Source organism: Streptomyces sp. MNU89, assembly GCF_020982505.1.
Classification (GTDB): domain Bacteria; phylum Actinomycetota; class Actinomycetes; order Streptomycetales; family Streptomycetaceae; genus Streptomyces; species Streptomyces xinghaiensis.
In genome coordinates this window covers 3,089,486-3,102,424 of record NZ_JAJKLL010000001.1, presented here as the reverse complement: position 1 = coordinate 3,102,424, position 12,939 = coordinate 3,089,486, and the positions used below count along the sequence as shown (strand labels likewise).

Genomic DNA, 12,939 nt, shown 5'->3' with positions numbered 1-12,939 from the left:
TAACGCCGCCAGGCGCACGCCCGCCGAAATGTAGATCCGGCACCTGCCGAATGAGTGGAAGGACGCCATCATGGCGAAGCTGTCCCAGGAAGACCTGCTCGAGCAGTTCAGCGAGATGACCCTCATCGAGCTCTCCGAGTTCGTGAAGGCCTTCGAGGAGAAGTTCGACGTCGAGGCCGCCGCCCCGGTCGCCGTCGCCGCTGCCGGCGGTGCCGCCGCCGGTGCCGCCGCCGAGGCCCCCGAGGAGAAGGACGAGTTCGACGTCGTCCTCACCGGCGCCGGCGACAAGAAGATCCAGGTCATCAAGGTCGTGCGCGAGCTGACCTCGCTGGGTCTGAAGGAGGCCAAGGACCTCGTCGACGGTGCTCCGAAGCCCGTCCTCGAGAAGGTCAGCAAGGAGCAGGCCGACAAGGCCGCCGAGTCCCTCAAGGGCGCCGGCGCCTCCGTCGAGGTCAAGTGACCCCTGCGGCCTGAAGCGGACGCCTTGTGAGAGGCCGTCCGCTCCGGGTCCGTACACGAGGGCGGCCACCCGCACGGGTGGCCGCCCTCGGGCGTTCTCCGGCGCCGGTGTGGCGGGCGTCCTTGCCCTGCCGGGTCCTGCGGGTATGGTGATCACCGCTGCTCCGGCGGTGCCTCCGCAACGGTCTCCGCGGGGCGGGGGCCTTGACGTATGGCACCGAGGCACGCGATTCTCTCCACGCGCCGCGACATCGATCCCGGGTTCGATGCATGGATCGCGTACGAAGTGGGAAACCTTGCCGCAGGCGTTGGACAGCGTGAGGAACAACGAAGTGCGGCCCCTTTTCCGAGGGGGCGGCCGTCACTTCCCGGAGGGAGAGAGTGGTACTGCGCCGGTCTCCGGAAATCTGCTCTGGACATCAGTGTGCCTTGTGGCTACACTGACCCTTTGCGCTGCCTGTTAGCTGCCCTCTGCCCGTCACCAGGGGCATGACCCGTTCTCGAAAGCTGCTGAAGACTCCCCGGACCAGGGATCTGACCTGGGACGTCTTCTCCGCGCACGGAACGGGGCCGGTACGCGCGTAGTGAGTCCGAGCCCTCGGAAGGACCCCCTCTTGGCCGCCTCGCGCAACGCCTCGACCGCCAATACGAACAACGGCGCCAGCACCGCCCCGCTGCGCATCTCCTTTGCAAAGATCAAGGAGCCTCTCGAGGTTCCCAATCTCCTTGCGCTGCAAACCGAGAGCTTCGACTGGCTGCTCGGCAACGCCGCTTGGAAGGCCCGGGTCGAGTCGGCCCTGGAGAGTGGGCAGGACGTCCCCACGAAGTCCGGTCTGGAGGAGATCTTCGAAGAGATCTCCCCGATCGAGGACTTCTCCGGGTCGATGTCGCTGACCTTCCGCGACCACCGCTTCGAGCCGCCGAAGAACTCCCTCGAGGAGTGCAAGGAGCGCGACTTCACGTACGCCGCGCCGCTCTTCGTCACCGCCGAGTTCACGAACAACGAGACCGGTGAGATCAAGTCCCAGACGGTCTTCATGGGCGACTTCCCGCTCATGACCGACAAGGGCACCTTCTGCATCAACGGCACCGAGCGTGTCGTCGTCTCGCAGCTGGTCCGCTCGCCGGGCGTCTACTTCGACAGCTCGATCGACAAGACCTCCGACAAGGACATCTTCTCCGCCAAGATCATCCCTTCCCGGGGTGCCTGGCTGGAGATGGAGATCGACAAGCGTGACATGGTCGGTGTCCGCATCGACCGCAAGCGCAAGCAGTCCGTCACCGTCCTGCTCAAGGCGCTCGGCTGGACCACCGAGCAGATCCTGGAGGAGTTCGGCGAGTACGAGTCCATGCGCGCCACCCTGGAGAAGGACCACACCCAGGGGCAGGACGACGCGCTGCTCGACATCTACCGCAAGCTGCGTCCGGGCGAGCCCCCCACGCGCGAGGCGGCCCAGACCCTGCTGGAGAACCTCTACTTCAACCCGAAGCGCTACGACCTCGCGAAGGTCGGCCGCTACAAGGTGAACAAGAAGCTCGGCGGGGACGAGCCGCTGGACGCCGGCGTGCTCACCACCGCCGACATCATCGCCACCATCAAGTACCTGGTGAAGCTGCACGCGGGCGAGACCGAGACGGTCAGCGCCGAGGGCCAGGAGATCGTCGTCGAGACCGACGACATCGACCACTTCGGCAACCGCCGCCTGCGCAACGTCGGCGAGCTCATCCAGAACCAGGTGCGCACCGGCCTGGCCCGGATGGAGCGCGTCGTCCGCGAGCGGATGACCACCCAGGACGTCGAGGCGATCACGCCGCAGACCCTGATCAACATCCGGCCGGTCGTCGCCTCCATCAAGGAGTTCTTCGGCACCAGCCAGCTCTCCCAGTTCATGGACCAGACCAACCCCATCTCGGGGCTGACCCACAAGCGCCGCCTGTCGGCGCTGGGCCCGGGCGGTCTGAGCCGTGAGCGGGCCGGCTTCGAGGTCCGTGACGTCCACCCCTCGCACTACGGCCGCATGTGCCCGATCGAGACGCCCGAGGGCCCGAACATCGGTCTGATCGGCTCGCTCGCCTCGTACGGCCGGGTCAACGCGTTCGGCTTCGTCGAGACCCCGTACCGCCGGGTCACCGAGGGCATCGTCACCGACAGCGTGGACTACCTCACGGCCGACGAGGAGGACCGCTTCGTCATCGCGCAGGCCAACGCCCCGCTGACGGACGACTTCCACTTCGCCGAGGGCCGGGTCCTGGTCCGCCGCCGCGGTGGTGAGGTCGACTACGTCCCCGGGACCGAGGTCGACTACATGGACGTCTCGCCGCGCCAGATGGTGTCGGTCGCGACCGCCATGATCCCGTTCCTCGAGCACGACGACGCCAACCGCGCGCTCATGGGCTCCAACATGATGCGTCAGGCCGTGCCGCTGCTGAAGGCGGAGGCCCCGCTGGTCGGCACCGGCATGGAGTACCGCTGCGCGGTCGACGCCGGTGACGTGATCAAGGCCGAGAAGGACGGTGTGGTCCAGGAGGTCTCCGCGGACTACATCACCGTCGCCAACGACGACGGCACCTACACCACCTACCGGGTGGCGAAGTTCTCCCGCTCCAACCAGGGCACCTCCTTCAACCAGAAGGTCGTCGTGGACGAGGGCGCCCGCGTGGTCGAGGGCCAGGTCCTCGCCGACGGCCCCTCCACCGAAGAGGGCGAGATGGCCCTCGGCAAGAACCTCCTCGTGGCGTTCATGCCGTGGGAGGGCTACAACTACGAAGACGCGATCATCCTCAGCCAGCGTTTGGTGCAGGACGACGTCCTCTCCTCGATCCACATCGAGGAGCACGAGGTCGACGCCCGTGACACCAAGCTCGGCCCCGAGGAGATCACCCGGGACATCCCGAACGTCTCCGAGGAGGTCCTCGCCGACCTCGACGAGCGCGGCATCATCCGTATCGGTGCCGAGGTCGTCGCGGGCGACATCCTGGTCGGCAAGGTCACGCCCAAGGGCGAGACCGAGCTGACCCCGGAGGAGCGGCTGCTCCGCGCGATCTTCGGTGAGAAGGCGCGCGAGGTCCGCGACACCTCGCTGAAGGTGCCGCACGGCGAGACCGGCAAGGTCATCGGCGTCCGCGTCTTCGACCGCGAGGAGGGCGACGAGCTGCCGCCCGGCGTCAACCAGCTCGTCCGCGTCTACGTCGCCCAGAAGCGCAAGATCACCGACGGTGACAAGCTCGCCGGCCGTCACGGCAACAAGGGCGTCATCTCCAAGATCCTGCCGGTCGAGGACATGCCGTTCCTGGAGGACGGCACCCCGGTCGACATCATCCTCAACCCGCTCGGCGTCCCGTCCCGGATGAACCCGGGACAGGTGCTGGAGATCCACCTCGGCTGGCTCGCCAGCCAGGGCTGGAAGGTGGAGGGCGACGAGGAGTGGATGCAGCGCCTCAAGGCCATCGGCGCCGACGAGGTCGCACCGCGCACCAACGTCGCCACCCCGGTGTTCGACGGCGCCCGCGAGGACGAGATCGCCGGTCTCTTCGAGGCCACGATCCCCAACCGCGACGGTGACCGCATGGTGCAGGGCTCCGGCAAGGCCCGGCTGTTCGACGGCCGCTCCGGCGAGCCGTTCCCGGACCCGATCTCGATCGGGTACATGTACATCCTCAAGCTCCACCACCTGGTCGACGACAAGCTGCACGCCCGGTCGACCGGTCCGTACTCGATGATCACCCAGCAGCCGCTGGGTGGTAAGGCCCAGTTCGGTGGCCAGCGCTTCGGTGAGATGGAGGTGTGGGCGCTGGAGGCGTACGGCGCCGCTTACGCCCTCCAGGAGCTGCTGACCATCAAGTCCGACGACGTCACCGGCCGCGTGAAGGTCTACGAGGCCATCGTCAAGGGCGAGAACATCCCCGAGCCCGGCATTCCCGAGTCCTTCAAGGTGCTCATCAAGGAAATGCAGTCGCTCTGCCTCAACGTGGAGGTGCTGTCCTCGGACGGCATGTCCATCGAGATGCGTGACACCGACGAGGACGTCTTCCGCGCCGCGGAGGAGCTCGGAATCGACCTGTCCCGGCGCGAGCCGAGCAGCGTCGAAGAGGTCTGACGGTCGGGCCGGGACCCGCTGCCCAGGGCGGCGGGCCCGGCCGGCCCGGACCGTACAGACCACGATGAAGACACAGCCGCAGCCGGCAGGCGCCCCCCTCGGCAGCGGCGACAAACCCCGAAAGAGGGATTGACGACAAAGTGCTCGACGTCAACTTCTTCGACGAGCTGCGGATCGGCCTGGCCACCGCTGACGACATCCGTCAGTGGTCGCACGGCGAGGTCAAGAAGCCGGAGACCATCAACTACCGCACCCTCAAGCCCGAAAAGGACGGACTCTTCTGCGAGAAGATCTTCGGTCCGACCCGGGACTGGGAGTGCTACTGCGGAAAGTACAAGCGCGTCCGCTTCAAGGGCATCATCTGCGAGCGGTGCGGCGTCGAGGTCACTCGCGCCAAGGTGCGCCGTGAGCGGATGGGCCACATCGAGCTGGCCGCTCCCGTCACCCACATCTGGTACTTCAAGGGCGTTCCGTCGCGGCTGGGCTACCTGCTCGACCTCGCCCCGAAGGACCTGGAGAAGGTCATCTACTTCGCCGCGTACATGATTACGTACGTGGACGAGGAGCGTCGCACCCGCGATCTGCCCTCGCTGGAGGCCCATGTCTCCGTCGAGCGCCAGCAGGTCGAGCAGCGCCGTGACGCCGACCTCGAGGCCCGTGCCAAGAAGCTCGAGACCGACCTGGCCGAGCTGGAGGCCGAGGGCGCCAAGGCGGACGTCCGCCGCAAGGTGCGCGAGGGCGCCGAGCGCGAGATGAAGCAGCTGCGCGACCGCGCCCAGCGCGAGATCGACCGTCTCGATGAGGTGTGGAACCGCTTCAAGAACCTCAAGGTCCAGGACCTGGAGGGCGACGAGCTGCTCTACCGCGAGCTGCGCGACCGCTTCGGCACCTACTTCGACGGCTCGATGGGTGCCGCGGCGCTGCAGAAGCGCCTGGAGACCTTCGACCTCGACGAGGAGGCCGAGCGCCTCCGCGAGATCATCCGGACCGGCAAGGGCCAGAAGAAGACCCGCGCGCTCAAGCGCCTCAAGGTCGTCTCCGCCTTCCTGCAGACCCGCAACAGCCCCAAGGGCATGGTGCTGGACTGCGTGCCGGTGATCCCGCCGGACCTGCGTCCGATGGTGCAGCTGGACGGTGGCCGCTTCGCGACCTCCGACCTGAACGACCTGTACCGCCGCGTGATCAACCGGAACAACCGCCTCAAGCGGCTTCTCGACCTCGGCGCGCCCGAGATCATCGTGAACAACGAGAAGCGGATGCTGCAGGAGGCCGTCGACGCGCTCTTCGACAACGGCCGCCGCGGCCGCCCGGTGACGGGCCCCGGCAACCGTCCGCTGAAGTCGCTCTCCGACATGCTCAAGGGCAAGCAGGGCCGGTTCCGCCAGAACCTGCTCGGCAAGCGCGTCGACTACTCGGCCCGTTCGGTGATCGTCGTCGGCCCGCAGCTCAAGCTGCACCAGTGCGGTCTGCCGAAGGCCATGGCGCTGGAGCTCTTCAAGCCGTTCGTGATGAAGCGCCTGGTGGACCTCAACCACGCGCAGAACATCAAGTCGGCGAAGCGCATGGTCGAGCGCGGCCGCACGGTCGTGTACGACGTGCTCGAAGAGGTCATCGCCGAGCACCCGGTGCTGCTGAACCGTGCGCCGACGCTGCACCGCCTCGGCATCCAGGCCTTCGAGCCGCAGCTCGTCGAGGGCAAGGCCATCCAGATCCACCCGCTGGTCTGCACCGCGTTCAACGCGGACTTCGACGGTGACCAGATGGCCGTCCACCTGCCGCTCTCCGCGGAGGCGCAGGCCGAGGCGCGCATCCTGATGCTGTCCTCGAACAACATCCTCAAGCCCGCCGACGGCCGTCCGGTGACGATGCCGACCCAGGACATGGTGCTGGGTCTGTTCTTCCTCACCACCGAGCCGGAGGAGCGCGAGATCAAGGGCGAGGGGCGCTCGTTCGCGTCCACCGCCGAGGCGATCATGGCCTTCGACGCCGGGGAGCTCTCGCTCCAGTCGAAGATCGACATCCGCTTCCCGGCCGGCACGGTCCCGCCGCGCGGCTGGACCCCGCCGGCCGACCAGGCCACCGAGGGCGGCGAGGACTGGCAGATCGGCGACGGCTTCCGGCTCCGCACCACCCTGGGCCGGGCGCTCTTCAACGAGCTGCTGCCCGAGGACTACCCGTTCGTCGACCACGTCGTGGGCAAGAAGCAGGTCTCCGAGATCGTCAACGACCTCGCGGAGCGCTACCCCAAGGTGACGGTCGCGGCGACCCTCGACAACCTGAAGGCGGCCGGCTACCACTGGGCCACCCGCTCCGGTGTCACCGTCTCGATCTCCGACATCGTGGTCCCCGAGGCCAAGAAGGAGATCATCAAGGGGTACGAGGCGCAGGACGAGAAGGTCCAGAAGCAGTACGAGCGCGGCCTGATCACCAAGGACGAGCGCACCCAGGAGCTCATCGCGATCTGGACCAAGGCGACGAACGAGGTCGCCGAGGCCATGAACGTGAACTTCCCGAAGACGAACCCCATCTTCATGATGGTCGACTCGGGTGCTCGCGGAAACATGATGCAGATGCGTCAGATCGCCGGTATGCGTGGTCTGGTGTCCAACGCGAAGAACGAGACCATCCCGCGGCCGATCAAGGCGTCGTTCCGCGAAGGTCTCTCCGTGCTGGAGTACTTCATCTCCACGCACGGTGCCCGTAAGGGTCTCGCGGACACCGCCCTCCGTACCGCCGACTCCGGGTACCTCACCCGGCGTCTGGTGGACGTCTCGCAGGACGTCATCATCCGCGAGGAGGACTGCGGCACCGAGCGCGGCCTCAAGCTGCGGATCGCGGTCAAGGGCACCGACGGCACGCTGCGCAAGGCGGACGACGTCGAGTCCAGCGTGTACGCGCGGATGCTCGCCGAGGACGTCGTCGTGGACGGCAAGGTCATCGCGCCGGCCAACGTCGACCTGGGCGATGTGCTCATCGACCAGCTCGTCGCGCACGGTGTGGAGACGGTCAAGACCCGCTCCGTCCTCACCTGCGAGTCGGCGGTCGGCACCTGCGCCTACTGCTACGGCCGCTCCCTGGCCACCGGCAAGCTGGTGGACATCGGCGAGGCCGTCGGCATCATCGCGGCCCAGTCGATCGGTGAGCCCGGCACCCAGCTGACGATGCGTACCTTCCACACCGGTGGTGTGGCCGGTGACGACATCACGCAGGGTCTGCCCCGTGTCGTCGAGCTCTTCGAGGCCCGTACCCCCAAGGGTGTGGCCCCGATCAGCGAGGCGGCCGGCCGGGTCCGCATCGAGGAGACCGAGAAGACCAAGAAGATCGTCGTCACCCCGGACGACGGTTCCGACGAGACGGCCTATGCCATCTCCAAGCGGGCCCGTCTGCTGGTGGGCGAGGGTGACCACGTCGAGGTCGGCCAGCCGCTGACCGTGGGTGCCACCAACCCGCACGACGTGCTGCGCATCCTCGGGCAGCGTGCCGTCCAGGTCCACCTGGTCGGCGAGGTGCAGAAGGTCTACAACTCGCAGGGTGTGTCGATCCACGACAAGCACATCGAGATCATCATCCGGCAGATGCTGCGCCGGGTGACGATCATCGAGTCCGGCGACGCGGAGCTGCTGCCGGGCGAGCTCGTGGAGCGCACGCGCTTCGAGGGCGAGAACCGTCGTGTGGTGCAGGAAGGCGGCCACCCGGCCTCCGGCCGTCCGCAGCTGATGGGTATCACCAAGGCCTCGCTCGCCACCGAGTCCTGGCTGTCGGCGGCGTCCTTCCAGGAGACGACCAGGGTCCTCACCGACGCGGCGATCAACGCCAAGTCGGACTCCCTGATCGGCCTCAAGGAGAACGTCATCATCGGTAAGCTCATCCCGGCCGGTACGGGCCTGTCCCGCTACCGCAACATCCGGGTGGAGCCCACCGAGGAGGCGAAGGCCGCGATGTACTCGGCCGTCGGTTACGACGACATCGACTACTCGCCCTTCGGCACCGGCTCCGGCCAGGCGGTCCCGCTGGAGGACTACGACTACGGTCCGTACAACCAGTAGGCCCCGGTCTGCGTCTTCCAGGGCGGCCACTCCCCGCGGAGTGGCCGCCCTGCGGCGTTGCCGGGGGCTGTGGTGAGAACCGCCCCACCGGAACTCCCCGGCTCCGCCCTGCGTCGGGGATGATGAGGGGGAGACGCGGCGAGACGGGGAGGTTCTGCGGTGACATTCGAACCGTGGCAGGGGGGCAAGCCCCCACAGCACATGCAGCCGGCTCAGCCCGTGCACCTTCCGCAGATGTCGGTGATGCGCGCCTCCGACGCGGACCGGGAGCGCGCGGTGGACGTGCTCAAGGCCGGCTTCGCCGAGGGGCGGCTCTCCCAGGGGGAGTACGAGCAGCGGATCGGGCGGGCCTACCAGGCGCAGACGCACGGCCAGTTGCAGGCGATCGTCGCGGATCTGCCGCAGGGGCCGGTGCCACAGAGCTTCCCGGCGCCGGTGCACGCGGTGGTCCCGCAGACGTTCCTGCCCGCGCCGCCCATGCCGTCCCGGACGAACGGCAGCGCCACCGGCGCCCTGGTCTGCGGGATCCTCTCCCCGATGACCTGGGGTCTGACGGCCATCCCGGCGGTGATCCTGGGCCACAAGGCGCGTGCCGAGATCCGCAGGACGGGGGAGGGCGGTGATGGCTTCGCCACGGCGGGGATCGTCATTGGCTGGCTGTCCATAGCGTTCGGCCTGTTCTTCATCCTGCTACTGGTGGCAGCCGCGGCCTGAGCGCCGGCACCGGGCACCGGAGGACCCTTCACGGGCTTTCACCGGGCCCGGCGGGGCCGGGGCGGCGGGCCGCCGGACGGGGAGGCGGCGGGGCGGATCAACTCGCCCGTCCGTCGCTCGACTGCCCGCGGGGACTTGTTTTGACCGGAGCCCATGCGGTAGGTACGCTCTGACCTTGTGCCTGGGGTGTCCCTGGGCCCCCGTGCGCGCATTTCGCCCTGCCACCGGCAGGGAGGGTGCCTCACGTCCGGGGGCCGGAGACCGTTACGGTCCACGACACCGAATTCTGTGTCCTGACTGCCCCGCAGGAAGTCCGCAGCTTCGACACACCCGACCGCGTGGGTCGGGGAAGTGGTCGGGAATCCGTACAAAACCCCAGGTTAGCTTTAACGAGACGGCACACAGAAACCGGAGAAACGGTGCCTACGATCCAGCAGCTGGTCCGCAAGGGCCGGCAGGACAAGGTCGAGAAGAACAAGACGCCCGCGCTCGAGGGATCCCCTCAGCGGCGCGGCGTCTGCACGCGTGTGTTCACCACCACCCCCAAGAAGCCGAACTCGGCCCTGCGTAAGGTCGCACGTGTGCGTCTCACCAGCGGCATCGAGGTCACCGCTTACATCCCGGGTGAGGGACACAACCTGCAGGAGCACTCCATCGTGCTCGTGCGTGGTGGCCGTGTGAAGGACCTGCCGGGTGTTCGCTACAAGATCATCCGCGGCTCTCTCGACACCCAGGGTGTCAAGAACCGCAAGCAGGCCCGCAGCCGCTACGGCGCCAAGAAGGAGAAGTAAGCATGCCTCGTAAGGGCCCCGCCCCGAAGCGCCCGGTCATCATCGACCCGGTCTACGGTTCTCCTCTGGTGACGTCGCTGATCAACAAGGTGCTGCTGAACGGCAAGCGCTCCACCGCCGAGCGCATCGTCTACGGCGCCATGGAGGGTCTCCGCGAGAAGACCGGCAACGACCCGGTCATCACGCTGAAGCGCGCTCTGGAGAACATCAAGCCGACGCTTGAGGTCAAGTCCCGCCGCGTCGGTGGCGCCACCTACCAGGTGCCGGTCGAGGTCAAGCCCGGCCGCGCCTCCACCCTCGCGCTGCGCTGGCTCGTCGGCTACTCCCGCGCCCGCCGGGAGAAGACCATGACCGAGCGGCTCATGAACGAGCTCCTGGACGCCAGCAATGGTCTGGGCGCCTCCGTGAAGCGCCGCGAGGACACCCACAAGATGGCCGAGTCCAACAAGGCCTTCGCGCACTACCGCTGGTAGTCGCTACCCACATCGAGACCGAGAGAAGACTGAGCCATATGGCCACCACTTCACTTGACCTGGCCAGGGTCCGCAACATCGGGATCATGGCCCACATCGACGCGGGCAAGACGACGACCACCGAGCGGATCCTGTTCTACACCGGTGTGAGCTACAAGATCGGTGAGGTCCACGAGGGCGCTGCCACGATGGACTGGATGGAGCAGGAGCAGGAGCGCGGCATCACCATCACGTCCGCCGCGACGACCTGCCACTGGCCCCTGGACGACGTCGACCACACCATCAACATCATCGACACCCCGGGTCACGTCGACTTCACCGTCGAGGTGGAGCGTTCGCTCCGCGTCCTCGACGGCGCGGTCACCGTGTTCGACGGTGTCGCCGGTGTGGAGCCCCAGTCCGAGACCGTGTGGCGGCAGGCGGACCGTTACGGCGTGCCGCGCATCTGCTTCGTCAACAAGCTCGACCGGACCGGCGCCGAGTTCCACCGCTGCGTCGACATGATCGTGGACCGCCTGGGCGCGGTTCCGCTGGTCATGCAGCTGCCGATCGGTGCCGAGGCGGACTTCAAGGGCGTCGTCGACCTCGTCGCGATGAAGGCTCTCGTCTGGTCCCCCGAGGCGACCAAGGGCGAGATGTACGACGTCGTCGACATCCCCGACACCCACGCGGAAGCCGCCGAGGAATGGCGCGGCAAGCTGCTGGAGACCGTCGCGGAGCACGACGAGGAGATGATGGAGATGTACCTGGAGGGCCAGGAGCCCACCCAGGAGCAGCTCATCGCCGCCATCCGCCGTGCCACCATCGCGTCCACCCACACCGAGAACGAGGGCCAGCCGACCTTCACCCCGGTGTTCTGCGGAACCGCGTTCAAGAACAAGGGCGTTCAGCCCCTGCTCGACGCGGTCGTGCGCTACCTGCCGTCTCCCCTGGACGTCGAGGCCATCGAGGGCACCGACGTCAAGGACACCGAGACGGTCATCAAGCGCAAGCCCAGCGAGGAGGAGCCCTTCGCGGGGCTCGCCTTCAAGATCATGAGCGACCCCCACCTGGGCAAGCTCACCTACGTCCGGGTGTACTCCGGCCGCATGGAGACGGGCACCGCGGTGCTCAACTCCGTGAAGGGCAAGAAGGAGCGCATCGGCAAGATCTACCGCATGCACGCGAACAAGCGTGAGGAGATCTCGGGCGTGGGTGCCGGCGACATCGTCGCCGTCATGGGCCTGAAGCAGACCACCACCGGTGAGACGCTCTGCGATGAGAAGAACCCGGTGATCCTGGAGTCCATGGACTTCCCGGCGCCGGTCATCGAGGTCGCGATCGAGCCCAAGTCCAAGGGCGACCAGGAGAAGCTGGGTGTCGCCATCCAGCGGCTCTCGGACGAGGACCCCTCGTTCCAGGTTCACTCGGACGAGGAGACCGGCCAGACCATCATCGGCGGCATGGGCGAGCTGCACCTCGAGGTGCTGGTCGACCGCATGAAGCGCGAGTTCAAGGTCGAGGCCAACGTCGGCAAGCCGCAGGTCGCCTACCGCGAGACCATTCGCAAGACGGTCGAGAAGGTCGACTACACGCACAAGAAGCAGACCGGTGGTACCGGTCAGTTCGCCAAGGTGCAGATCTCGATCGAGCCCCTGGAGGCCACGGACGGCTCGGCCTACGAGTTCGTCAACAAGGTGACCGGTGGCCGCATCCCCAAGGAGTACATCCCCTCGGTGGACGCGGGCTGTCAGGAGGCCATGCAGTTCGGCATCCTGGCCGGCTACGAGATGGTGGGCGTCCGCGTCACCCTGCTCGACGGTGCCTTCCACGACGTGGACTCCTCGGAACTCGCGTTCAAGATCGCCGGTTCCCAGGCGTTCAAGGAGGCCGCCCGCAAGGCGTCCCCCGTGCTGCTGGAGCCGATGATGGCCGTGGAGGTCACCACCCCCGAGGACTACATGGGTGATGTGATCGGCGACCTCAACTCGCGTCGTGGCCAGGTCCAGGCGATGGACGAGCGCAGCGGCGCCCGTGTCGTCAAGGCCCTGGTCCCGCTGTCGGAGATGTTCGGCTACGTCGGCGACCTCCGCAGCAAGACGTCCGGTCGCGCGAGCTACTCCATGCAGTTCGACTCCTACGGCGAGGTTCCGCGGAACGTCTCCGAGGAGATCATCGCGAAGGCCAAGGGCGAGTAGCACTAGGCTGCTCAGCTATTAGGCTGGAGCACACAAGGCTGCGGGAATCTCCGCCGCGGGCCGTCACGGTCCGTGGCGGGGGCCCCGGCAGTCTGCCCCCAAGCGAATACGGCCAAGGGCATCCCCTCGGGGTCCTGGTCGGTTCGGAAAGACCACCTGAACCCATCCGCAAAGTGTGGATG

General features: G+C 67.3%; 7 protein-coding genes. All 7 read left to right on the top strand.

The window, feature by feature from the left end; translation table 11 throughout:
• Positions 1-70 precede the first annotated feature (70 nt).
• The 7 genes from rplL (at position 71) to fusA (ending at position 12,757) form a co-directional block, all read left to right on the top strand.
• Complete coding sequence (rplL, locus tag E4N63_RS13255; protein WP_125623145.1) at positions 71-460, top strand: 50S ribosomal protein L7/L12; 390 nt, start codon at positions 71-73, stop codon at positions 458-460.
• A 613-nt stretch (positions 461-1,073) separates the two neighbouring features.
• Positions 1,074-4,556 (top strand): DNA-directed RNA polymerase subunit beta, encoded by a 3,483-nt coding sequence (gene rpoB, locus E4N63_RS13250; RefSeq protein WP_019707813.1) that lies wholly within the window; start codon positions 1,074-1,076, stop codon positions 4,554-4,556.
• Positions 4,557-4,696: 140 nt separating this feature from the next.
• On the top strand, positions 4,697-8,602 hold the full coding sequence (locus E4N63_RS13245; protein ID WP_125623146.1) for a DNA-directed RNA polymerase subunit beta': 3,906 nt from the start codon (positions 4,697-4,699) through the stop codon (positions 8,600-8,602).
• 243 nt (positions 8,603-8,845) lie between these two features.
• A complete protein-coding gene (locus E4N63_RS13240) occupies positions 8,846-9,316 on the top strand; it encodes a DUF1707 and DUF4190 domain-containing protein (RefSeq protein WP_125623152.1) in 471 nt (156 codons plus the stop codon).
• Positions 9,317-9,735: 419 nt separating this feature from the next.
• On the top strand, positions 9,736-10,107 hold the full coding sequence (rpsL, locus tag E4N63_RS13235) for a 30S ribosomal protein S12 (protein WP_003948652.1): 372 nt from the start codon (positions 9,736-9,738) through the stop codon (positions 10,105-10,107).
• 2 nt (positions 10,108-10,109) lie between these two features.
• Complete coding sequence (gene rpsG / locus E4N63_RS13230; protein WP_019707816.1) at positions 10,110-10,580, top strand: 30S ribosomal protein S7; 471 nt, start codon at positions 10,110-10,112, stop codon at positions 10,578-10,580.
• Between the two features lie 38 nt (positions 10,581-10,618).
• Positions 10,619-12,757 carry an elongation factor G gene (gene fusA / locus E4N63_RS13225; RefSeq protein WP_125623720.1) on the top strand — a complete coding sequence of 713 codons (2,139 nt, stop codon included), beginning with the start codon at positions 10,619-10,621 and terminating at the stop codon, positions 12,755-12,757.
• Positions 12,758-12,939: the final 182 nt, after the last annotated feature.

Excerpts from the sequence above, each read along its gene's own strand:
- rpsG (WP_019707816.1), top strand. The coding sequence starts at position 10,110 with ATGCCTCGTAAGGGCCCCGCCCCGAAGCGCCCGGTCATCATCGACCCG.
- rplL (WP_125623145.1), top strand. The coding sequence starts at position 71 with ATGGCGAAGCTGTCCCAGGAAGACCTGCTCGAGCAGTTCAGCGAGATG.
- E4N63_RS13240 (WP_125623152.1), top strand. The coding sequence starts at position 8,846 with ATGCGCGCCTCCGACGCGGACCGGGAGCGCGCGGTGGACGTGCTCAAG.
- fusA (WP_125623720.1), top strand. The coding sequence starts at position 10,619 with ATGGCCACCACTTCACTTGACCTGGCCAGGGTCCGCAACATCGGGATC.